The organism is Rhizobium chutanense, assembly GCF_002531935.1.
In the GTDB taxonomy this organism is placed as follows: domain Bacteria; phylum Pseudomonadota; class Alphaproteobacteria; order Rhizobiales; family Rhizobiaceae; genus Rhizobium; species Rhizobium chutanense.
In genome coordinates, this window is the sequence record NZ_NWSV01000044.1 from 1 (window position 1) to 22008 (window position 22008).

A 22008-nucleotide genomic window follows, 5' to 3' on the forward strand; every position below is an offset into this window, starting at 1 on the left:
TTCGTTTCGATGCCTTTCGCCAGCACTACAATGAGGAGCGCCCGCATGAAGCGCTGGGCCAACGCCCGCCCGCCGAGTTCTATCGGCCCTGCCAGCCGCGGGCGATGCCCGAGCGTCTCGACGATCCCTGGTATGATGCCGACCACCAGGTGCGCCGTGTCCGTGACAGCGGCGAGATCAAATGGAAGGGAGGCCAACTGTTCGTCAGCGAAGCCCTTGCCGGCGAACTCGTCGGACTGAGCGAGCTGGAAAACGGCGATCACGTCGTGCGCTTCTGCAACCGCGACGTCGGCCTCATCGGCCCGGACGGACGCTTCCGTCGCTTCGCTCCGCCGCGCCCGCCCAGGCCGATGAGGCCGCAAGCAGCACACACGACAGAATGAAAACTGTCAGGTATCATCCCGGTCCAAACTGTCGACCATCAACCCGGTCGTTCACCTAGAAGACCCCTCCCCAACCCCTCCCCACAAGGGGGAGGGACTAAGCCGGAGCGTCCGCCTCGTTCCACTCGAAACGTCGCAGATATGGAAAACGAGTGCGACAGGTTAAGCCCCTCCCCCTTGTGGGGAGGGGTTGGGGAGGGGTCTATTGCGCAAACCGAACAGCGATGGCCCTCCGCCTAGCCCTGCTCGCAAAAAACAATACGGTTGCTGAAAGGATCGATCACCATCATCTCCAGCCCCCACGGCGCCTCCTCGATACCGGGCTTCATGTAGCGGTAGTCCTTGCCGGAGAGTTCGGCGTGGTAGGCGCGGATATTGGCGACGCGGACGAAGGCTTTGGCGCCGGGGCTGGCGTCGCCGGAATGTTCGCTCAAGTGCAGCGCCATGCCGTCGCGCGAGACCTGGCAATAGAGCGGGGAGTTTTCATCGAAGCGGTGCTCCCAATCGAGCGTGAAGCCGAGGAAGCCGCAATAGAATTCCATCGCCTTTTCCACCGAGAAGATGCGGAAGATCGGCATCGGCGGCTCGATGCCGATGGCGCAGCGGGCAGCACCCGCCGCATCGATCTTGGCCGAGAGAATATTCCATTGATCGAGCCCGAACTGGCGGGCGACGATTTCGAGGGTCTCGCTATGGGTCAGCGAAATGTCGCGGTCGGCGAGAGCCTGCCGCAATGTCTTTGCCATGAGCTTGGCATCGCGAAAATCGCGCATCATATCATCCTTCCGTTGGCGGCAAACAGGAAGATCAGTGCCCGCGTCTGCTGACCCGTTCGCCATCGATCGCCAAACGGCAAGGGATGTAAAGGATAATGTCTGGATGCATTCACCATAACGCCGGAGTCGAGCGTCGCGGGGCGGCTGGCCGCATCCGGCCAAGCGCAATAGTATGAAAGGGTCGGCCAGGAATCAAGACGCGGTGCGCGAGGGAACCGCCTGCAGGTGGCCGGCAAGCTCGACGCGGTTGCGACCGGCGCGCTTGGCGGCGTAGAGCGCCTTGTCGGCGGCACTCAGCATGGCGTCGAAATCCAGCGGCTGCGCGCGGCCGGGCGCCACGCCGACGCTGACCGTGCATTTCAGCATCTCGCCGTCGATCGGGATCTCGCACGCTTCGAAGGCGCCGCGGATGCGCTCGGCCGCCAATTCGGCGCGGCCGGGCATGGTCTCCTTGAACACCAGCGCAAACTCTTCGCCGCCGAGCCGGGCGGCGGTGTCGCCGGGACGGCAATGAGCGGTCAGCTCGCCGGCGAAGACCTTGAGAACATGGTCGCCGGCGGCATGGCCATGGCGGTCGTTGACCGATTTGAAATGATCGATATCGAAGACGATGACGGCGGTGGTCGTGCCCATAGGCCGCGTGCCGTACTCGTCGAAGACGGCGCGGCGGTTGAGCAGGCCGGTCAGCGGATCGGTGATCGCATCGAGACGGTGGCGGGCGGCCAGCCGCCACTGATGCAGCGCCAGCGACAGTGCGCCGATCCCGGTCATGCCGGCGATGCAGACGGCCAGGCTCAGATCTTCGGCCCAGTTGCTCGGTGCTGCGCCAAGCACCAGCCTGCCGTCCGAGATCAGCACGGCGGCGCAGAGAACGAAGGAGATCCCCGTCAGCGTATAGAGCGCGGCAATGCCGAGGATCGGCGCCGGCGCTTCGGCGCGGGCCAGCCAATATTGCCGGGCGGTGGCAAAGAGCAGCAGGGCAATGGCGAGATTATCGGCGATGAAGGCCAGGCCGTCATAACCCGACAGCATCGGCACGACGGAAAAGACCATTGCCGCCAGCGCCCGGGTCGCGATGCCCGGCAAAGACAGCCGGCCGGTGAGAAACTGTTTGCCGGCCCCCCAGATCGTCGCAAAACCGGCGTGGAACAGCACGAAATTGCCGACCCCCAGCCATGGCTCCGGCCTGTTGACATAGGCGCTGTAGACGAAGATGCCGCCGACGACGAGGACCAGGCCGACGGTGGCGGTCAGCAGCACGGTCTCGGCCCGACGGACAAGCCAGCTGCCCATCATTGTCACCGCAAGGCATGCCGTGGAGACGCCGAGCGCCAGCAAAAGGGAGTTGTAGTCAAGCATCATGCTTTTCAGTCTCCGCGGCTGGGGCGCGCCGGATGAAATGGCAGACTATGTGATCGGTGATGAGGAATGTCTTATGCATTCCGTTAAAAAATGATGCACTGCACAAGCAAATGTTAGGGTGCTAACCTGGCTTGGAGGGCAGGGACCAGGAGCCAGCCTAAGACCCCTCCCCAACCCCTCCCCACAAGGGGGAGGGGCTTTGAGGCCGCCCCGCCTGTTTTCCCATTTCACCGTTTCATCCGCAGAAAGGCTGACGGTCTGCCACGGTTGGCGCCACACGTTAAGCCCCTCCCCCTTGTGGGGAGGGGTTGGGGAGGGGTCTTAACCACGCTTAAAATTGAAAGCGCGGCAGTGGCGCCTACGCCACCACCTGCCAATGCAGCGGAAACATCGGATCGAACACCGTCACCGGACCGGCGCCCGTTTCTATTTTAGCGGGAAAGACAACCGGCTCGGCCTGCTTGTTGAGCGTGATGCGCTCTTCGTTCGGCGAAAGCCCGTACCAGGCCGGGCCGTTCAGCGAGGCGAAGGCTTCGAGCTTGTCCAGCGCGCTTTCCTGCTCGAAGACGTGAGCAAGGCAGCTCATCGTGTTGATCGAGGTGTAGATACCGGCGCAGCCGCAGGCGCATTCCTTCAGCGGATCGACATGCGGGGCGGAATCGGTGCCGAGGAAGAAACGCGGATCGCCGCTGACGGCGGCGGCGCGCAGCGCCAGCCGGTGGTTTTCGCGCTTGGCGACCGGCAGGCAGTAATAATGCGGGCGGATGCCGCCGACGAGGATGGCGTTGCGGTTGATGATCAGGTGATGGGTGGTGATCGAACCGGCGAGATTGGATCTGGCCGCCTTGATGTAATCGATGCCGTCTGCCGTCGTCACATGCTCCATCGTCACCTTCAGCTCGGGCAGGCGCTGGCGCAGCGGATCGAGCACGGTGTCGATGAAGACGGCCTCGCGGTCGAAAATATCGACGTCTGATGTCGTCACCTCGCCATGGACGCAGAGCGGCAGACCGATCCTGGCCATGCGCTCCAGCACCGGCATCGCCTTTTCCATGTCGCGCACGCCGCCATGCGAATTGGTGGTGGCGCCGGCGGGGTAAAGCTTGACGGCGGTGATCAGGCCGCTTTTCGCACCCGCCTCGACATCGTCGGGGCTGGTGTGCTCGGTGAGATAAAGCGTCATCAGCGGCTGGAAACGGTGGCCGGCCGGCAGCGCCTTGAGGATGCGGTCGCGATAGGCCGCGGCGTCGGACGTGGTGACAACAGGCGGCACCAGATTGGGCATGATGATGGCGCGGGCGAAGGTGCGGCTCGTATCGGCGATCACGCCTTCCAGCATGGCGCCGTCGCGTAGATGCAGATGCCAGTCGTCAGGGCGGCGGATGGTGATCGATTGCATGGCAGGCCTCCGAAGCGATGCGTCTGCGGCCTCGATAGCACTATACGTCGGATAAAAACAATTGTCGCGGCATCAGGCCAGCGCAATCTCCAGCGTCACATCCGCCGGCCGGCGGTTTTCGAGGATCAGCCGGCCGTTCGGCAGGTCGTTGCCGTAGACCTTGGCGCTTGCCTCTTCCTCGGTCAGCTTGTAACCGCGCCAGCGATCCCAAAGCCGCTCTTCCAGCACCTCGATCGGCGGGGCGAGCATGATCGTGTAGTCGAAGATGCCGTCGAGCTCGGCCCATTTGCCCTGGGTGAAGAGCAGATAGTTGCCTTCGATGATGATGAACCGATCCGCGGGAGAGATCGGGCGGGCAGAGGCGATCGCAAGCTCGCGCGAACGGTCGAAGACGGGGACGAGCACTTCCTGATCGGCGGGGCGAACGGCGCGGACGATATCGAGGAAGCCGCGGACATCGAAGGTTTCGGGAATGCCCTTGCGGGCCAGCAGGCCGCGTTCGATGAGAATGGCGTTGTCCATGTGGAAACCATCCATCGGCAGCACCGCGACGCTCTCGCCCTTCGCCTTCAGGGCGTCGGCGAGATTGTCGGCCATGGTCGACTTGCCGGCGCCGGGCGGCCCGGCGATCGCCACCAGGAAACGCCTGGAATTGCCGGCGCGATTCAGAACCGCGCCGGCAATTTCGTCTATTCCAGCCGTCATGCCGCCACGGGCTCCGTCGGCACCGCCTTGGCGCCGGTCATGAAGGCGACGGCGTCGGACATGGTGTATTCCTTCGGATCGATCACCGTCAGGCGCCGGCCGAGACGGTGGATATGGATCCGGTCGGCCACCTCGAAGACATGCGGCATGTTGTGCGAGATCAGCACGATCGGCAGGCCGCGGGCTCTGACGTCGAGGATCAGTTCCAGCACGCGGCGGCTTTCCTTGACGCCGAGGGCTGCCGTCGGCTCGTCCATGATGATGACCTTCGAGCCGAAGGCGGCGGCGCGAGCGACCGCGACACCCTGGCGCTGACCGCCCGAGAGCGTCTCCACCGCCTGGTTGATGTTCTGGATGGTCATCAAGCCAAGTTCGGTAAGCTTGTCGCGCGCCAGCTTTTCCATCGCCGGCCGGTCGAGCATGCGAAACAACGAGCCGAGGGGCCCCGGTTTGCGGATCTCGCGGCCGAGGAACATGTTGTCGGCGATCGACAGCGCCGGCGACAGAGCGAGGTTCTGGTAGACGGTCTCGATGCCGGCTTCGCGCGCCTCCATCGGCGAACGAAACTGCACCTGCCTGCCTTCGAGGGTGATCACGCCCTCGTCCGGGGTGACGGCGCCCGAGATCGCCTTGATCAGCGAGGATTTGCCGGCGCCGTTATCGCCGATGACGGCAAGGATTTCACCCGGATAGAGGTCGAAATCGGCATTGTCGAGGGCGGTGACGCGGCCATAACGCTTGACCAGGCCACGGGCGGTGAGAAGGGGTTCGCGAGCCATGATTACACCGAAACCTTTCTGATCCACTGGTCGATGCCGACGGCGGCGATGATCAGCACGCCCGTCAAAAGGACTTTCCATTGCGGGTCGGCGCCGAGCATGTTGAGGCCCATCGAGACGACGCCGACGATCATGGCGCCGAAGAGCGTGCCGAGAATGGAGCCGCGGCCGCCGAAGAGCGAGATGCCGCCGATCACAGTCGCGGTGATCGCCTGGAGGTTATAGTCGGTGACCGCCGAAGAGGGCGAGATCGAGCCGTTGCGGCCGATCGAGACCCAGGCCGCGAAGGCGGCGATGATGCCCGAAATCGTGTAGACGGTGAGCAGCACCTTCTTGGCCTGGATACCGGAAAGCTTGGCCGCCTCCGGATCGTCGCCGACCGCATAGACATGCCGGCCCCAGGCGGTGTGATTGAGCACATACCAGAGCAGCAGGACGAGCAGCACCATGGCGACGACGCCGAGTGTCAGCACGGCGCTGCCGAGCCTGAAGCTTGCGGCGAAAAGATGCAGCAGCGGCGCCTGTTCGTCGACGTCGGTGTCGCGGATCGTCTCGTTGGCCGAATAGATGAAATTCGTCGCCATGACGATGTTCCAGGTGCCGAGCGTGACGATAAAGGGCGGCAGCTTCATGAAGGCGACGAGGAAGCCGTTCAGCAATCCGCAAAGGCCGCCCATGACGAGGCCAGCGATGACGGCGATCGGCGTCGGTATGCCATAGGTGATGGCGACATTGCCCATGATGACGGCCGAGATCACCATGATCACACCGATCGAAAGATCGATGCCGGCGGTCAGGATGACAAGCGTCTGGGCCGCGCCGAGAATGCCGACGATGGCGATCTGCTGCAGGATCAGCGTCAATGTGTACGACGAAAAGAACCGTCCGCCGAGCGCTATCCCGAAGATGATGATCGCCAGCACCAATACGATCAGCGGCACGGCGGCCGGCGTCGAGTGGAGAAAATGCTGGGCCCGCTTGATCGGCGAGACATGCTGGTGCTCGAAGGAGGCGACGTTCTTGTCGCTGCCGTCGAGGACGCGTTCGAATTCCTGTGCTCCGGTCATTGTTCCTCCTCCGCACCCGCGCGCCGAACTCGCGCGGAGGCCGTCACCCTTGTTGATCCGTTCGTTGCTTAGCCGGTGGGGCGACGACACATCGTCCGTCCAAAACGGCCGGGGATCAAGCCCCGGCCGTTCTCTCATTCAAAAGATCGGGCTCAGCCCCAGCACTTGGCAGTGCCTTCCTTGGTGTCGATCGACTTGACGCCGGAGACCGGCTTGTCGGTGACGAGCGAGACGCCGGTGTCGAAGAAGGACTTGCCTTCGGTCGGCTTCGGCTTTTCACCGCTATCGGCGAACTTCTTGATCGCCTCGATACCGAGCGATGCCATCAGCAGCGGATATTGCTGCGAGGTGGCGCCGATGACACCTTCCTTGACCGACTTGACGCCGGGGCAACCGCCGTCGACCGAGACGATCAGCACGTTCTTCTCCATGCCGACGGCCTTCAGCGCCTGGTAAGCGCCGACAGCGGCCGGCTCGTTGATCGTGTGGATGACGTTGATGCTCGGATCCTTCTGCAGAAGGTTTTCCATGGCCTTGCGGCCGCCTTCTTCGTTGCCGTTGGTCACGTCATGGCCGACGATGCGCTTGTCGTCTTCGTCGCCGATCTTGTCCGGGTTCTTCGGGTCGATGCCGAAGCCCATCATGAAGCCCTGGTCGCGCAGGACGTCGACCGTCGGCTGCGACGGCGTCAGGTCGAGGAAGCCGACCTTGGCGTCCTTGGCCTTGTCGCCGAGCGTTTCCTTGGCCCACTGGCCGATCAGCTTGCCGGCGAGCAGGTTGTCGGTGGCGAAGGTCGCGTCGGCGGCATCGGCCGGCTCCAGCGGCGTGTCGAGCGCGATGACCAGCAGGCCGGCATCACGCGCCTTCTTGACCGAAGAGACGATGCCCTTGGTGTCCGAAGCGGTGAGCAGGATGCCCTTTGCGCCGTCGGCAATGCAGCTTTCGATCGCTGCAACCTGGCTTTCGCTGTCGCCGTCGACCTTGCCGGCGTAGGACTTCAGCGAAACGCCGAGTTCCTTGGCCTTGGCCGTCGCACCTTCCTTCATCTTGACGAAGAAGGGGTTGGTGTCGGTCTTGGTGATGAGGCAGGCGGAAACGTCAGCCGCCATCGCCGGAGCGGAAAAAGCGACGCCGAGCGCCAGCGCGCCGAAAGCGAGAACAGATTTCTTCATGGAACTCCTCCCAGAGTTTGCCGGCGCCGCCCCTGCGGGGCCGGAATCTTCAGATATGACACTTCGCCGTGGATCGTTAAGCTTCCAAAGCCGTCCCGTGTCCTTGACGAGGCAATTAAGAGCGAAAAGAAATCGGCTTGTCAATAAATAAATCCAATTGAATTATTAATTCGATGTGGCATGCTCCATCGAATTAGGGCGTACAGCGCCGCGCGTCTTTACAGAGGCGCAAAAGGACGCTGTACCATTTTGAACTGCCGCATGATTGCTCAGATCGGTTCCGATCTAAGCAATCATGCAGAGGGCCAACGATCGGGAGGAGCGGTCATGTCGTCCTTGGATGGACCGGCCAACATACCGGTCCCGCCACCAATTCTGAATCCGGCCGGCGGTGCGAACCAGGTCAGGGTGCGGGCCTATAACGAACGGCTCGTGCTGTCGCTGGTGCGTCTCTACGGCGCGCTGTCGAAGGCCGATATCGCGCGCCGCAGCGGGCTGTCGGCGCAGACCGTCTCGGTCATCATGCGGGTCCTGGAAAAGGAAGGCCTGCTGTCGAGGGGCGCGCCGGTGCGCGGCCGGGTCGGCCAGCCGTCGATCCCGATGCATCTCAATCCCGACGCCGTCTATTCCTTCGGCTTGAAAATGGGCCGGCGCAGCGCCGATCTGGTGCTGATGGATTTCGTCGGCCGCATCCGCATGCAGCTGCATAAGACCTATGCCTATCCGCTACCGGACGAGATCCTCGCCTTCGTCACCTCCGGCATTCGCGAGATCGAAGACCGGCTCGACGCAAAACAGCGTGATCGCATTGCCGGCCTCGGCATCGCAGCACCCTTCGAACTCTGGAACTGGGCCGAAGAGGTGGGCGCGCCGCCGGGCGCCATGGAGGTCTGGCGCGAGGTCGACCTGCATGCCGATATCGCCGCGCGCGTCTCCCATCCGGTCTTCCTGCAGAACGATGCGACCAGCGCCTGCGGGGCCGAACTCGTCTTCGGCGTCGGGCCGTCCTATCCGGACTTCGTCTATTTCTTCATCGGCTCCTTCATCGGCGGCGGCATCGTGCTGAATTCGGCGATCTTTTCCGGCCGCACCGGCACGGCCGGCGCAATCGGGCCGCTGCCGGTGCGCGACAGGAACGGCGAGACCAAGCAGCTGCTCGAAATCGCCTCGATCTTCGTCTTGGAAAACATGCTGCGCGAGCGCGGCATCGATCCCGAGCCGCTGTGGTATTCGGCCGACGACTGGGTGGATTTCGGCGAGCCGATGGAGGCCTGGATCCAGGACAGCGCCAAGGCACTGGCGCAGGCGATCGTCGCCGCCGCCTCGATCGTCGATTTCAGCGCCGCCGTCATCGACGGCGGTTTTCCCCATTGGGTGCGCAGCCGCGTGGTGCAGGCGACGATCGACGAAGCCGCCAAGCTCGACCTGCAGGGCGTCGTCATGCCCGAAATCATCGAGGGCGCGGTCGGCGCCCAGGCCCGCGCCATCGGCGGCGCCAGCCTGCCGATCTTTGCGCGTTACCTCACCGACCAGAACGTTCTCTTCAAGGAGGTAGACCATGCTGAAAGGACTTGACCCGCTGTTGAGCCCGGAATTGCTTTCGACGCTTCGGGCCATGGGCCACGGCGACGAGATCGCCATCGTCGACGGCAATTATCCGGGCGTCGAACATGCCCGCCGGCTGATCCGGCTCGACGGCCACCACCTCATCCCGGTGCTCAACGCCGTGCTCAGCGTGCTGCCGATCGACGATTTCGTGCCCGAGGCGATCTTCCGCTCGACCGTCAAGGCCGAGCGCGACAAGCTCGACCCCGTGCACGAGGAGATGATCGCCTGCTGCGCCCATCACGAGCCGCACCGGCAGGTGGTGCCGCTGATCGGCCCGGATTTCTACGGCCGGGTGCGGGCCGCCCATGCGGTGATCCAGACCAGCGAGCCCCGCCTCTATGCCAACATCATCCTGCGCAAGGGGGTGATTTATCCGAAGGAGGCGGGCGCGCAGGCCGAGGTGGATCCGTTCGTTTATTAGAAGGGGATGAGGTCGCCCTGGCGATGGTCGTCTGAGAAACAAGTGCTGACATCCAAGAGAGCCTCATCCTGAGGTGCCCCGTAAGGGGCCTCGAAGGACGAGGCGGGTGCGCCGACGATGCATGCAAGGAGCAGCGTTGCGGCGTGCGTTGTTGCCCTATTGCTTGCGCGCCCGATTTTCGATGGCGTCGCGGCAATCCGCGCGGCAGGCGTCGAGGAGTTCGTCTGCCAGCGGAGAATCGTCCGGGCAGGCCCTCGAAAGCACGATGGCTCCAACGGCCTGAGCGAGGATGGCGATGGCTTGCGCGCGCCCGCCAGCGCCGGCGTCGGAAGCGTGTTTTCCAGCAATGCCTGCCTCCAATGCACGCACCAGCCCATCTATTCCTGCAGCAAAAACGGCCTTGGTTTCTTCGGGCTGTCGAGCGGCATCGCAACTCAGCGCCGCGGCCGTGCACCCCTGGCTGCGCCCATCCCGGTGTTCGCGCGCGAGATAAAGTTCCATGACGGCGGCGACATCGTGACCGGCATAGCGCTTCAGGGTCTCGCTCAAACCATTCTCGGTCGACTCGGCGATCAATTCCTCCTTGGAGCGGAAGTGATTGTAAAAGCCGCCATGGGTGAGACCCGCGCGTTCCATCAGTTCCGCCACGCCCACGCCATCGAAGCCGCGCTCGCGAAACAGTTCTGACGCGGTGGCGATAATCCGCTCGTAGTTTTCCTGCTTCTTTTCCTTGGTGATCCGCACTTCGCAGTCCTTTCGACGGCCATGCCCAAGCTATGATGTCATGCATCATCATGGCTTGAATTATTGATGACTTATATCATTAATAATGGCAACCGACGCAAGGATCGGTTTCGTCGAGATCGATCCCGTCGCTATGATTTCCCGCGACGATCGGCAAACGGGTGGCGTCGCCGCCGTCGCGCTTCCTGGGGCGTCTCGCCGAAGGCCGACTTATAGGTTGCGGAAAAGCGGCCGGCGTGGAAAAAGCCCCACTTCAGGCATATGTCCTTGATGTCTTGCCGGTTCGACGGATCGAGAAGCTCCTGCCTGGCAGCCCGCAGCCGCAATATTCTCAGATAGGCCGCCGGCGTTGCTTCCTTGAATGCGCGGAACCCGGTTTCCAATGTTCGCACCGATACGTTGGCGGCGAGAGCCACCATCGGCATGGTGATCGGCTCGCCGATATTGGCTTGCATGAAATCGATCGCGCGGCGAACGTGGCGAGGCGTCGGCATGAAAGTTTTCCTTTCCAGCCGCCAGGAATAACGATGCGGGATGGACTGTACCACCAGTTGGCCGAGCGCTTGCGTCAGATTGCCCATGGCAATCGGAGAATGCAGCAGGACACCATCTCCACGCATGCCGGAGATGATGGTCTCGACCAGATTTTTGAGCAGAAGTCCGGAAGGGCTGTCCTGGTCGACTTGCGGCCGCAAATCGAGCGACCCACTCACCGGCGCCTCGATCAGCTCTCCGAGCGCCTGCGATATCACGCTCCAGTTCAGATGCAGTTTCTCGGATCGATGGACGCGACCGCGCACGAAAAAACGATCCACCTGATGGGTGTGGCCGAGCAGAAGTTGACCCGGCAAAGCTGTGGTCGTGCTCTGTCCCATGGTGATACCGCAGATGCCGTCGCGCGGAACCATGATCGTCAGCCATTCCGGCGTGCCCGATGTCGCCGAGAGATGCCAGGCCCTGTTGCAGGCCATCTCGCTGAGGGTCAAAGTCCCATCCGACCATGCGTCGGCACTCCAGGCGAAGTCTTCGATGGGATCGGTCGTCGATCCCTCGAAAGGAGCGATTTCAACCAACGACTCCACCATGCTTTCGAAACTTGCTCCCGCCCACCGAGGGGGCGGGCATGGGCCGTTGAACATATTGTAGCGAACCACATCTGCCCCGCACGTTAGGACTTTGCTTTTCCGCATGTCTCGGCAAAAGCGTTTCGCGCTTTGCCTGGCAAACCGCTGCCCAGTTTGCGCGACATGCTTGATCTCCTCAGGCGTCAACCGGCACGGCCATGGTGGGATAGTCGGTGTAGCCGGCAGCGCCGCCGCCATAGAGCGTCGCCATGTCGAGATTGGCGAGCGGTGCACCGGCCTTCAGGCGGTCGACAAGATCCGGATTGGCGATGAACGGCTTGCCGAAGGCAAACAGGTCCGACAGCCCCTGCTCCAGCCTGGCTGTCGCGAGTTGCAGATCGTAGCCATTATTGGCGATGTAGCTATTCCCGAACCTGCGGCGAAGCGCCCCGTAGTCGAAGGGTGCGATGTCGCGCGGCCCGCCTGTCGCACCTTCGACGACATGGAGGTAGGCAATGCCCATCTCGTCGAGCTTCTCGACGATGTAGTTGAACTGCGCCTGCGGATCGGTTGCGGATATTCCATTGGCCGGCGATACCGGTGAAATCCGGATGCCGGTTCGCTCCGCCCCAATTTCCTCGGCGACCGCGGCCGTCACTTCGAGCGTCAGCCGGGCGCGGTTTTCGATCGACCCGCCATAGGCGTCGGTGCGGGTGTTGGCGCCGTCCTTGGCGAACTGGTCGAGCAGGTAGCCGTTGGCGCCGTGAACTTCGACACCATCGAAACCGGCGGCAATCGCATTGGCGGCGGCGCGGCGGAAATCCTCGACAATGCCGGGGATCTCGCCCGGTTCGAGCGCCCGCGGTTCGGATACGTCGACGAAAGCATTGTGCACGAAGGTCTTTGTCGCAGCCCTGATCGCCGAGGGCGCGACCGGTGCCTGGCCATTCGGCTGCAGGTCGACATGCGATACACGGCCGACATGCCAGAGCTGCAGGAAGATGCGGCCGCCCTTGGCATGCACGGCGCCGGTCACCTTTCGCCAGCCGTCGATCTGCGCGTCGCTGTAGATGCCGGGCGTGTCCTGATAGCCCTGACCCTGCTGCGAAATCTGGGTCGCCTCGGAGATGATCAGGCCGGCCGAGGCCCGTTGCGCATAATATTCGGCCATGAGCTCGCCCGGCACAAAGCCGGCACCCGCTCTGTTGCGCGTCAACGGCGCCATGACGATGCGGTTGGACAGCGTGAGGGAGCCGAGTGCGGCGGGCTCAAAGAGTGTCTTGCTGGTCATTTTTCACTTTCACCATGAGTTGGAAATTATGTCCGGCGTTCGTCTCACAACAGACGCCACGCCGGTCAGGTCGACCTCAGTCCGCGACCGTGATGACCACCTTGCCCTTTGCACGCCCGGTCTCGACATAGGCCAGCGCATCGCCGGTCTTCTCGAATGGGAACAGCTTGTCGACGACCGGCCGGATCACGCCTTGTTCGATCAGGCGGGCAATCTCGCCCAACTGCCGCCCCTCGGCGCGCATGAACAGGAATGAATAGGCGATACCGAGACGCTTGGCCTTTTTCCGAACCCCACGGCTCAACAGGTGCAGCACCAGTTTCAGGAACAGGTTCAGGCCGAGCTCCCCGGCGAAGGCGGGATCGGGCGGACCGGAAATGGAAATGAGCCGGCCGCCCTGTTTCAGCACGCCCAGGGATTTTTCGAGCGTCTTTGGATCCTGGCTGTTCAGCACGAGATCGTAGCCCGACAGGACCTTCTCGAAATCCTGCGTCTTGTAGTCGATCACCACGTCCGCCCCGAGGCTTTTGACCAGCTCGACATTCGCAGCGCTGGTCGTCGTCGCCACCGTCGCGCCAAGATGCTTGGCGAGCTGAATGGCGAAAGTCCCGACACCGCCGGAGCCGGCCTGAATGAAGACCTTCTGGCCGGGCTTGACCTTGCCCACCTCGACCAGCGCCTGCCAGGCAGTCAGCCCCACCAGCGGGATGGATGCCGCTTCGCTCATGCTGAGATTGTTCGGCTTCAGCGCCACATCGGCTTCGTCGACGGCGATGAATTCGGCGAAGGTGCCGACGCGATGATCGCGCGGCCGGGCATAGACCTCGTCGCCCACCTTGAACCGCCTGACCCCGGCTCCGGCTTTGACGACCGTTCCGGCGACATCGTGCCCGAGGATGAAGGGCGGACGATAGGGAAGAATCAGCTTGAACTCTCCGTCCCGGACCTTGGAGTCCAGCAGATTGACGGCCGTCGCCCGAATCCGGATCAGGACATCATTGTCCTGCAATTGCGGTTCCGGCAGGACGGCCAGGCGCAGCGCGCCCTTCTTCTTGTATTTATCAACGACGAATGCCTTCACGGGGCCTCTCCAATTCGAATTTATTGCGGCGTCAGGCGCCGAGGAAGGACAAAGCCTTCGGCACGAAATCGGCGTGGTTCTGGAAAATCCCGCCATGCCCGGCGTCCTGGTAGATCACCAGTTGCGCGCCCGGAATGCGGCGGGCCATATCGGTGCTGTTTACTGTGGGCACCATGATGTCATTGTCGCCATTGGCGATCAGGACCGGGATATCGATACGGCCGAGATCCTGAGGCGCCTGCTGGCCCCAGGCTTTGATCGCCTTCAGCTGCCGCAGGAAGGCCCTCGGCGTCGGGCCCTTGTCCCTCCCCGCCTTGCGCTCCTTCAAGCGATCCAGAAAGGCTTGCGCGGCTTGGCGGCCATTGGCCGTCGAGGTGAAAAACAGATAGGTCTTCGGGTCGCGCAATGTCAGCAGGCCCTTGATGATCAGCGGCCAGGACACCGCTCCGACCTGCTCGATGCCCTTGCCGCCGGCCGGGCCCGTTCCGGTCAAGATGAGCTTCCGCACAAGGTCCGGCGCCTGCAGCGTGATGTCCTGCGCGACAAATCCCCCAAGGGAAAAGCCGAGCAGATCGACTTTTTCGAACCCGAGCGTTCGGATCAGCGCGATCGTATCGCGCGCCATCTCGCCGATGGTGAGAGGCGCCGTGCCGCCCGAGGCGCCGATGCCTCGGTAATTGGTGGCGATGACGTGATGCTTGGTGGCGAGACCATCGACAATCCGGGGATCGAAATTGTCCAGCACCGCGCCCCAATGGTTGAGCAGAACGACCGGCACGCCACCTTGGGGGCCAAGGTCGCGATAGGCAAAAGCTGTTTTCCCCACGTTGATCCAGAGATTGGGCGCCTCGGCATAGCAGGCAGCAGGCCGAAGGTACCTTATAGACGTGTTCATCACTTACTCCATTCTCCCGGAACCGGCAGGCTTAAATGCCTTGCCGATGCCACTCGATGTCCTGGCGGGAAACGTCGTTTGCCCAATCATCGCCATCGCCTTCCCCGCCGACCGCAGCGGCAGAAGGCGGCCGACTTCAGTTCACTCTTCTATGATGACGATCATCATCGTAAATATTAATGATACTCGTCATTAAAGCTGTCAAGCGGAAATTTTCGGGAAGCGCCCACATCCAAGAGAGCCTCATCCTGAGGTGCCCCGCAGGGGCCTCGAAGGACGAGGCGGGCATTCCGAAGAAAGACCCGATGGAATCGAAGAACCGTCCGATTTGCGGGAAGAATATCCGTTTCGCGCAGAGAAACGCCCGCGCCTTCGTCAATGCAACGCGCCATTAACCTTCAAAGGTCAGACGATCTTACGGATTTGTCGGTACTGTGCAGCCTGATCAACGGCTGTGATGGCCGATCCTCTTATTTCCGCCCGAATGAGTTGTGGCGGTCTTCGATCACGGTAGGACGACCCGGGATGATGCGGTTCTCCAAACTGGCCATGATGGCTCTTCACGCAGCAAGGAGCCTGTTCATATGCCACGCGTCCAACCGACCAGACCTCAGCTGGAGATTGCCGTCTGGTTCGCGGTCTTCCTGCTCCTCTTCTGCCTGTCCTGGAGCTTCCATTGGCATGAAGGGCTGGATGCGTTCATCGAGAAGCATCACGACTATCCCTTGGACCACGCGCTCCTCGCCCTGAATATCTCCGGCTTTCTCGGGCTGATTTATTCGGCACTGCGGATCAGGGATCTTTCGCGAGAGATCCATCGCCGGCTGCAGGCGGAAAAGAACGTCGACTGGATTGCCTGTCACGACACGCTGACCGAACTGCCGAACCGCAGATTTCTGGAATCCATCTGCGCGCAGGCGATGGCTGATCAAAGGGCACAGGAAAGCTATGCCGTGTTCAGCATCGATCTCGACGGCTTCAAGAAGGTCAACGACCTCTTGGGGCACGATCACGGCGATGCGGTGCTGAAGACGGTTGCGCAGCGGCTCTCCTCCCTCTTTCCGCGCGAGCATGTTTTCCGCCTTGGCGGCGACGAGTTCGTCGTTCTGGCCCGGCGCACCGGAAATCCCGACCTTGTCGCACTGGGCAACCGCATTGTCAGCGCGATCGGCAAGCCCTTCACATTCAACGGCGTCGCCGTCGACCTCGGCGCCAGTGTCGGCTTCGCGCTTTATCCGGAAAACGGCGACGACCTCAGCCAGGTCATGCGACATTCCGACTGTGCGATGTATGTCGCCAAAAAGCAGGGGCGCAATCTGGTGAAGCCCTTCGTGCCTTCGATGCAGGACGAGATGACGAAACGCATCCGGGTGGAAGCGGATCTCAGATCCGCCATCAAGAAGGCCGAGATCGTTCCCTATTATCAGCCGCTCGTCGACCTGAAGACGAACAAGATCATCGGCTTCGAGGCGCTGGCGCGCTGGAAGACGGCCTCCGGCGAATTCATCCCGCCGAACGAATTCATTCCGGTGGCCGAGGAAGCCGGGCTGATCGTCGACCTGACCGATCAGTTGCTGCGCCGCGCCTGCACCGATGCGCTGTCCTGGCCGAATGAGCTTGTCCTGTCGTTCAACCTTTCTCCGATCCAGTTGAGCGACCGGTTGCTGGGCCTCAGAATTCTCAAGATATTGGGCGATGTCGGCCTGCCCACGCACAGGGTCGAGCTGGAGGTGACGGAGAGCGCCATCATCCAGGACGCCGTCACCGCGCGCATCGTCCTCGACGATCTGGTGAATGCCGGCGTCAGGATTGCCCTCGACGACTTCGGAACCGGCTATTCCAGCCTCTCGCAGCTCTCCAACTACCGGTTCGACAAGATCAAGATCGACCGGAGTTTCGTTTCCTCGTTCGAGACCAACGATAAGCAGGACAAGGTGATCAAGGCGATCATCGCTCTCGGTGCCGGACTTGGCGTGACGATCACCGCCGAAGGCATCGAAGAGGAGAGCCAGCTGCAGCGGCTTCAAGATCTCGGCTGCCACATCGGTCAGGGATATCTGCTCGGCAGGCCGGCGCCGCTCGAGGAGCTCACCGCCGACAAAGCCGGCGCCAAAGTTTCGCAGCGCCGTTGATGGGGCGAGGCGCGGCAATCCAACCCGGAAAGATCTAGACTTCGCCACCTCGGCGATTTACCTTGGTACTCGGCGAGCCTGGAACTGCATCGGCGCTCAGCCCTTCCGCAACGCCCGCCGCAATCAATTTCGGCTCCGGCCTGCCCTTCAGCCCTCAATTCAACGTCATCTCACCGCGCAAGCGGGAGGAGTTTCCATGGCCAATGCCCAATGCGCCTGCGGCGCTCTCCGATTGAAGCTTAGCGAACCACCACAATTGACTGCGCTGTGTCACTGTTTCGCCTGTCAGCGGCGAACCGGTGCGCCGTTCAGCGCCAACGCGTTCTACGCGATCGACTGTGTCGAAATATCCGGAACGTCGACGGAATTCATTCGGACTGCCGACAGCGGTCGCCAGGTCCGAATGCATTTCTGTCCCACCTGCGGTTCGACCGTCTATTGGAAGGCCGATGCAGCACCACTCTGGATCGGGGTGGCAATCGGCTCCCTCGCCGACCCGGCCTTCGCACCGCCTGCCCTCTCTGTATTCGAGCAATCGAAACACGGATGGGTGCAGCTTCACGAAACGGTAGAGCGTTTCCAGGGCCATCCAATCAGCCGGTCTTAGCATGAAGCGACCAGCGAACAGGAATTCGGCGACCCTCGGCTGGCGGCAGTGGGATGACGTCCCCACCAAACCCACCACCTGAGTGGCCGATGGAGCAGCCGCTGGCGCAACCGTCAGGAAACCGCTCACCCTTCCGCCATCATGCTCCTAAACCCTCAAATCTCCCCCGCCTGCGGGCCCCAGACATCCGTCAGGGCGAAGCCGCCGGGATGGGGGTCGAAGGGGTCGAGGGCGACCTGGGTGAGGCCGAAGGTGAAGCCGCGGCCGGTGATGGTGGGGATGACGGCCGGGCGGCCGGCGACAGAGGTGACTGCCTGCAGGCCGACTTCGAATTCCGAGCCGATGATCGATTTCGAGGTGAAGCTGTCGCCGGCCTTCGCTTTGCCGCGGGCATGAAGGGCGGCGAGGTTGGCGGAATTGCCGGTGCCACAGGGCGAGCGGTCGGCCCTGCCCGGCCACATGGTGGTGCAGGTGCGCACCGTGCCGTCGGCCTCGGTATCGCGGAACATCACATAGGCGACGCCCGAGATTGCCGGGATCTCCGGGTGGACGACCTTGATGTCGCGGTTGATCAGCTCTTTCAGGATCATGCCCGCCTGGACGAGGCCGGCGGCATTGGCCTTCTCGATTTTCAAATTGATCTGGCCGACATCGACCAGCGCGTAGAAAATGCCGCCATAGCAGATATCGGCCTTGATCCGTCCCCAATGCGGCGTCTCGACCTCGACATCGAGCTCATGCACGAAGGAGGGCACCATGGTCAGCCTCACCTTCTCGCAGCGCCCGTCGCGGCAGGTCGCCACCGCCTTGACGAGGCCGGCGGCGGTTTCGAGCGTCACTGTTGTTTCCGGCTCCTGCATCTCGACGATGCCGGATTCGAGCAAGGCGGTGGTGACGCAGATCGAGTTCGAGCCGGAGCTCGCATGCGCCTGGTCGGGCTGCAGGATGATAAAGGCGGCGTCGGCATCCGGGTGCCTTGCCGGCAGCAGCAGGTTGACCGAACCGATCGGGGCGCCCCGCGGCTCCAGGCACAGGAAGCGGCGCAGCTCGTCGCCCTTCGGATCGGTATTCAGCCAATGCAGCTGAGCGGCGAGGGTGTCGCCCGGGATTTTCGGCACGCCGCCGATCGCCACACGGCCGATCTCGCCCTCGGCATGGACATCCAGCAGCTGGATCGTGCGCTTCCATCTCATATCGAAACCTCCGGTTCAGACGGCACGGGTGACGCCATTAGTATCGGTCTATGCGGAACGGGGTCATGTCGACCGGCGGCTCAGCGCCCACCACCATATCGGCAATCACCAGCGCTGTCGTTGCGGCATAGGTCAGGCCGAGATGGCCGTGGCCGGTCGCATAGAAAACGCCGGGCATTTTCGACGACGGCGAAATGATCGGGATGGTATCGGGCAGCGCCGGGCGATGGCCCATCCACTCCGTCGCCTCCTCGGCCTTCAGGCCGGGAAGCGCGCGCTGGGCGTGGCGCACCAGCACCCGCGGGCGGCGGAAATCGGGCGCGGCGTCGAGGCCGGCGAGCTCGACATTGCCGCCGACCCGAATGCCGCCGGCCGTCGGCGTCACCATGAAGGCGCGCGCCGGCCAGATCATCGAATGGCGCATGGATATGCCGGGTTTCATGATCTGCGTGTGATAGCCGCGCTCGGTTTCGAGCGGGATCGGCTCGCCGAGTTTTGCGGCAAGGAAACGGGTGTGGACGCCGGCGGCGAGGATGACGGAACCGGCCTCGACCCGGCTGTTGTCCTCAAGCAGAACGACCGATGTGCCATCGCCCTTGCGCTCGATATTGCGGACCGCGCCGGAGAGGAAAATGGCGCCCGCAGCCTTGGCCGCGTCAGCCAGTTTGACCACCAGCTGGTAGGGATCGCGGATCGACTTGTTGTCGGGCAGCAGCACGGCCTTGGCGATAACAGGCGAAAGCGCCGGCTCGTAATATTGGATGGCGCCCTTGCTCAAGACCTCGAATTCGAGACCGTAGCGCTGCATCATGGCGAGATGATCGCGGTCGGCGGCAAATTCCGCCTCGGTCTCATAAATTGCCAGGCAGCCCTCCTCGGTCATCAGCTCGGCCGCGCCGATCGCCTGCAGCATCTCCCTGAAATCGCCGAGCGCCCGCTGCGACAGGCTCATGCCGGCATCCTCGATCGCTCGCAGACGCGACGGGCGGCCGGCGGCAAGGAAGCGCAGGAACCAGGGCAGCATCTTTGCCGCGTAGGACGGCCGCAGCCAGACCGGACCTTCGGGATCGATGAGCCAGCCGGGCATTTTCTTCCAGGTCGAAGGGCCGGAACCGGCGGCAAAATCGAGCGCGATGCTCGCCATATTGCCGAAAGAGGTGCCGCGGCCCGGCTCACCCTTATCGATCAGCGTCACCGCAAGACCGCGCCGCTGCAGCTCGAAGGCGATCGAGGCGCCGATCACACCCGCGCCGACGACCACAACCCGTTTTTTTGTTTCATATGCCATGCCATCAACCCACCATACGGCAGACAGGTTTGCCGCTCGCCAACCTGATATATCAGATCGTCGATGCTGCCTACGGAATTTTTACTGGCTTTCGGGCAGGCCGGCGCCGACGCTGTCGCCAACCGAGCCGACGGTATTGTCCACCGACTGGCCGAGACGTTTCAGCTGGGCGTCGTAGTTGCGGCGGGTGCGCGGATCGAAGATCGCGATCGGCGTGCTGACGGCGACGCTGACGGCACTTCCGGCCGTCTGGGCCGCACCCATCGCCACTGCGCCCACCGCCTCGCCGAGGCCGACATTGGAATCGGTGATCGTCTGGCCGGCAATCAGCCGATCGCCGATCAGCTTCACTACTTCGGGGCTTTCGGCAAATTTGCCGTGGTTCAGCCGGTCGCCGCCCTTGAGCTTGGTGAGATCGAGCACGGTGATGCCGGCCGCCTCCAGCTTGCTGCGATAGGGCTCGGCGGAAGGATCGATCTGGCCGAGCCGGTCGACATTGCCGGAAATGCGCCGCGACAGCGCCAGCGCCCGATCATCCCTGGAGACGAAGATGGTGAAATGCGGCTTGTCCTTGCCGAGGCTCATGAACTGGCGGCCGAAGACGTCGACATCGAGATCCGGCGAGGCAAGGATGACATTGTTGATCTTCGACGCGACGTGGCCATTGCGGATCGCCATCTGCCGCAGCGCTTCGACGGTCAGCCATGTGCCCATCGAATGGGCCATGACGGTGACGTCGCTGACAGCCGGATTGGCGGCCGTGCGGGTCAGCAGCTCTTCCAGCGCATCGCGGGAATAGTTGGTGCTTTCCTTGTCGTAATTATAATCGAAGATGCTGGCGCGCGACGGCCAGGTGAAGACGACGGGGGCGACGTCGGCATGCGAATCATGGACGATCTGGGCGAAACGATAGACGGCATCCTCATAGCGGTTGTTGAAGCCGTGCACGAAGACCAGCACCCGGCGGCTCTTCGGCATATGGCCCTTCAGCCAGCTCTCGCCGGCCCGCTCGCCTTGCAGCGGATCGACGGAGACGGTGACGAAATCGCGTAAGGGATCGGCCGGCAGCCGCTTTGGCCATTGCACCTGCCCGACCTTGCGATTGGCTTCCGGCGGGATGGAGATATCGACGGCATTGACGGTGAGCCCGGTGCCGCGTTCGCCGGAAAACAGCACGGCGGGATTGTCATCGGCAGCACGCGTCGTCGCAACGAGAAGGTCGACCTTCGAGGTGCCCGGCGGCACCGTGCCGGCCGCCTGCATGACACCGACCGGCCTGCCGCCGCAGCCGGCGAGCGCCATTGTTGCAACCAGAAGACCTGTCAGGGCCGCATGCGAGGCGCGCCATTTGCCGATCATGGCCAAACTCCAACCGGTGCGCGCACCGGACAGGGGGCGCCCGTTCAAATAGTCCGACGACGCCGGCCGAGTCAAACCGGGTGAGATGGAAAAGCGGATGCCGTGGGAAAGCTTGCGCGGAAAATGAAAAGAGCCTGGCGCGGGAGGAGGTGCGCCAGGCTCTTGATCCTGACTGACAACTGGGAGGAGGAGTGTTGTCAGTCCGATGTAAGAGCGCTGGGAGGAGGAGTGCGCTGCTTACGAAGATAGTGATACCCCATTCATTTGATCGGGAATAGCGAAAATACCGCAATGCAGCAATGCATTGGGCGCATGGCTTGCCGTTAAAATGACAGGTCATCGCCTCATTTTGCAGCATATTTGACCAGGTGGTCAAAATTGTGCTGAAAAATGCGGCCTTGGAGCTTGCCCCTCATCCTCCTGCCGCCACCGACCGGGGTCGAGCCACGGGTCTCGACCCGTCCTTCGGACCCCCGTAAACGGGGCGAAGGGGGATAGCCGCGACCTCTCGACTCCCTCTTCTCCCCAGCGGGGAGAAGGTGCCCGTAGGGCGGATGAGCGACTATCTGGGTTGTCAAGTTGCATATTCGAATTCTCTTCGCGCATCTCGTGCTTTTGCATTGAGAATGACGAGCAGTTTTCGGGCGAGCGCGATGCGGATGACCATTTTCGGTTTGCCGCT

Annotated in this window: 20 protein-coding genes and 1 pseudogene; 5 read left to right on the forward strand and 16 right to left on the reverse strand. The window is 62.7% G+C overall.

What is annotated here, in order from left to right; genetic code table 11:
* A partial coding sequence (locus CO666_RS31670; protein WP_143540405.1) for an integrase core domain-containing protein occupies positions 1-383 on the forward strand: 383 nt, incomplete at its 5' end.
* Positions 384-619: 236 nt separating this feature from the next.
* Here CO666_RS31670 and CO666_RS31675 read toward each other — a convergent pair.
* From CO666_RS31675 to CO666_RS31705, 7 genes are all read right to left on the reverse strand, one after another.
* Positions 620-1156, reverse strand: coding sequence for a glyoxalase superfamily protein (locus CO666_RS31675; RefSeq protein WP_097615888.1), 537 nt, complete (start codon positions 1154-1156; stop codon positions 620-622).
* A 195-nt stretch (positions 1157-1351) separates the two neighbouring features.
* Positions 1352-2521, reverse strand: a complete 1170-nt coding sequence (locus CO666_RS31680; RefSeq protein ID WP_097615864.1) for a GGDEF domain-containing protein — start codon at positions 2519-2521, stop codon at positions 1352-1354.
* A gap of 358 nt (positions 2522-2879) precedes the next feature.
* Complete coding sequence (gene pyrC / locus CO666_RS31685; RefSeq protein WP_097615865.1) at positions 2880-3920, reverse strand: dihydroorotase; 1041 nt, start codon at positions 3918-3920, stop codon at positions 2880-2882.
* A gap of 72 nt (positions 3921-3992) precedes the next feature.
* Positions 3993-4625, reverse strand: a complete 633-nt coding sequence (locus tag CO666_RS31690; protein ID WP_097615866.1) for a nucleoside triphosphate hydrolase — start codon at positions 4623-4625, stop codon at positions 3993-3995.
* Positions 4622-5404 (reverse strand): ATP-binding cassette domain-containing protein, encoded by a 783-nt coding sequence (locus tag CO666_RS31695; RefSeq protein ID WP_097615868.1) that lies wholly within the window; start codon positions 5402-5404, stop codon positions 4622-4624. Before CO666_RS31695 ends, CO666_RS31690 begins: the two co-directional genes overlap by 4 nt.
* Before the next feature lie 2 nt (positions 5405-5406).
* Entirely contained in the window at positions 5407-6471 is a 1065-nt protein-coding gene (locus CO666_RS31700) for an ABC transporter permease (protein WP_097615870.1), read from the reverse strand.
* Positions 6472-6623: 152 nt separating this feature from the next.
* Positions 6624-7643 (reverse strand): sugar ABC transporter substrate-binding protein, encoded by a 1020-nt coding sequence (locus CO666_RS31705; RefSeq protein ID WP_097615871.1) that lies wholly within the window; start codon positions 7641-7643, stop codon positions 6624-6626.
* Positions 7644-7970: 327 nt separating this feature from the next.
* Here CO666_RS31705 and CO666_RS31710 point away from each other — a divergent pair, with 327 nt between their 5' ends.
* Together CO666_RS31710 and CO666_RS31715 are read left to right on the forward strand one after the other, a co-directional pair.
* Positions 7971-9218 (forward strand): ROK family transcriptional regulator, encoded by a 1248-nt coding sequence (locus tag CO666_RS31710; protein ID WP_097615873.1) that lies wholly within the window; start codon positions 7971-7973, stop codon positions 9216-9218.
* A complete protein-coding gene (locus tag CO666_RS31715; protein WP_097615890.1) occupies positions 9202-9672 on the forward strand; it encodes an RbsD/FucU family protein in 471 nt (156 codons plus the stop codon). The genes CO666_RS31710 and CO666_RS31715 overlap by 17 nt, the downstream gene beginning before the upstream one ends.
* A gap of 156 nt (positions 9673-9828) precedes the next feature.
* On the opposite strand, the gene CO666_RS31720 is transcribed toward CO666_RS31715, so the two are convergent.
* The 5 genes from CO666_RS31720 to CO666_RS31740 all read right to left on the reverse strand — a co-directional run bounded on the left by CO666_RS31720 (position 9829) and on the right by CO666_RS31740 (position 14747).
* Positions 9829-10416: a TetR/AcrR family transcriptional regulator gene (locus tag CO666_RS31720; protein WP_097615874.1), complete on the reverse strand. Its 588-nt coding sequence runs from the start codon at positions 10414-10416 to the stop codon at positions 9829-9831.
* Between the two features lie 131 nt (positions 10417-10547).
* Positions 10548-11501, reverse strand: coding sequence for a helix-turn-helix transcriptional regulator (locus CO666_RS31725; RefSeq protein WP_097615876.1), 954 nt, complete (start codon positions 11499-11501; stop codon positions 10548-10550).
* Positions 11502-11676: 175 nt separating this feature from the next.
* Positions 11677-12771: an alkene reductase gene (locus tag CO666_RS31730; protein ID WP_097615878.1), complete on the reverse strand. Its 1095-nt coding sequence runs from the start codon at positions 12769-12771 to the stop codon at positions 11677-11679.
* A gap of 76 nt (positions 12772-12847) precedes the next feature.
* Positions 12848-13852: an NADP-dependent oxidoreductase gene (locus tag CO666_RS31735; protein WP_097615879.1), complete on the reverse strand. Its 1005-nt coding sequence runs from the start codon at positions 13850-13852 to the stop codon at positions 12848-12850.
* Between the two features lie 31 nt (positions 13853-13883).
* Positions 13884-14747, reverse strand: a complete 864-nt coding sequence (locus CO666_RS31740) for an alpha/beta fold hydrolase (protein ID WP_097615880.1) — start codon at positions 14745-14747, stop codon at positions 13884-13886.
* 584 nt (positions 14748-15331) lie between these two features.
* Here CO666_RS31740 and CO666_RS31745 point away from each other — a divergent pair.
* Complete coding sequence (locus CO666_RS31745) at positions 15332-16879, forward strand: putative bifunctional diguanylate cyclase/phosphodiesterase (protein WP_097615882.1); 1548 nt, start codon at positions 15332-15334, stop codon at positions 16877-16879.
* A 196-nt stretch (positions 16880-17075) separates the two neighbouring features.
* Entirely contained in the window at positions 17076-17486 is a 411-nt protein-coding gene (locus CO666_RS31750; RefSeq protein ID WP_097615883.1) for a GFA family protein, read from the forward strand.
* A gap of 155 nt (positions 17487-17641) precedes the next feature.
* Here CO666_RS31750 and CO666_RS31755 read toward each other — a convergent pair whose 3' ends face one another.
* From CO666_RS31755 to CO666_RS35085, 4 genes and pseudogenes are all read right to left on the reverse strand, one after another.
* The gene (locus CO666_RS31755; protein ID WP_097615884.1) at positions 17642-18679 is read right to left on the reverse strand and encodes a proline racemase family protein; all 1038 of its coding nucleotides are present in this window, start codon (positions 18677-18679) and stop codon (positions 17642-17644) included.
* A 37-nt stretch (positions 18680-18716) separates the two neighbouring features.
* Positions 18717-19967 carry an NAD(P)/FAD-dependent oxidoreductase gene (locus CO666_RS31760; protein WP_097615885.1) on the reverse strand — a complete coding sequence of 417 codons (1251 nt, stop codon included), beginning with the start codon at positions 19965-19967 and terminating at the stop codon, positions 18717-18719.
* Between the two features lie 81 nt (positions 19968-20048).
* Positions 20049-21326, reverse strand: coding sequence for an alpha/beta hydrolase (locus CO666_RS31765; RefSeq protein WP_097615887.1), 1278 nt, complete (start codon positions 21324-21326; stop codon positions 20049-20051).
* A 574-nt stretch (positions 21327-21900) separates the two neighbouring features.
* Positions 21901-22008: pseudogene (locus tag CO666_RS35085) on the reverse strand (IS110 family transposase); the annotation flags it as partial.

Coding starts and splice junctions, on each gene's coding strand:
- CO666_RS31755 (WP_097615884.1), bottom strand. CDS start 18,679: ATGAGATGGAAGCGCACGATCCAGCTGCTGGATGTCCATGCCGAGGGC.
- CO666_RS31675 (WP_097615888.1), bottom strand. CDS start 1,156: ATGCGCGATTTTCGCGATGCCAAGCTCATGGCAAAGACATTGCGGCAG.
- CO666_RS31725 (WP_097615876.1), bottom strand. CDS start 11,501: ATGGTGGAGTCGTTGGTTGAAATCGCTCCTTTCGAGGGATCGACGACC.
- CO666_RS31745 (WP_097615882.1), top strand. CDS start 15,332: ATGCCACGCGTCCAACCGACCAGACCTCAGCTGGAGATTGCCGTCTGG.
- CO666_RS31705 (WP_097615871.1), bottom strand. CDS start 7,643: ATGAAGAAATCTGTTCTCGCTTTCGGCGCGCTGGCGCTCGGCGTCGCT.
- CO666_RS31715 (WP_097615890.1), top strand. CDS start 9,202: ATGCTGAAAGGACTTGACCCGCTGTTGAGCCCGGAATTGCTTTCGACG.
- CO666_RS31710 (WP_097615873.1), top strand. CDS start 7,971: ATGTCGTCCTTGGATGGACCGGCCAACATACCGGTCCCGCCACCAATT.
- CO666_RS31700 (WP_097615870.1), bottom strand. CDS start 6,471: ATGACCGGAGCACAGGAATTCGAACGCGTCCTCGACGGCAGCGACAAG.
- CO666_RS31760 (WP_097615885.1), bottom strand. CDS start 19,967: ATGGCATATGAAACAAAAAAACGGGTTGTGGTCGTCGGCGCGGGTGTG.
- pyrC (WP_097615865.1), bottom strand. CDS start 3,920: ATGCAATCGATCACCATCCGCCGCCCTGACGACTGGCATCTGCATCTA.
- CO666_RS31690 (WP_097615866.1), bottom strand. CDS start 4,625: ATGACGGCTGGAATAGACGAAATTGCCGGCGCGGTTCTGAATCGCGCC.
- CO666_RS31765 (WP_097615887.1), bottom strand. CDS start 21,326: ATGATCGGCAAATGGCGCGCCTCGCATGCGGCCCTGACAGGTCTTCTG.
- CO666_RS31730 (WP_097615878.1), bottom strand. CDS start 12,771: ATGACCAGCAAGACACTCTTTGAGCCCGCCGCACTCGGCTCCCTCACG.
- CO666_RS31695 (WP_097615868.1), bottom strand. CDS start 5,404: ATGGCTCGCGAACCCCTTCTCACCGCCCGTGGCCTGGTCAAGCGTTAT.
- CO666_RS31740 (WP_097615880.1), bottom strand. CDS start 14,747: ATGAACACGTCTATAAGGTACCTTCGGCCTGCTGCCTGCTATGCCGAG.
- CO666_RS31750 (WP_097615883.1), top strand. CDS start 17,076: ATGGCCAATGCCCAATGCGCCTGCGGCGCTCTCCGATTGAAGCTTAGC.
- CO666_RS31680 (WP_097615864.1), bottom strand. CDS start 2,521: ATGATGCTTGACTACAACTCCCTTTTGCTGGCGCTCGGCGTCTCCACG.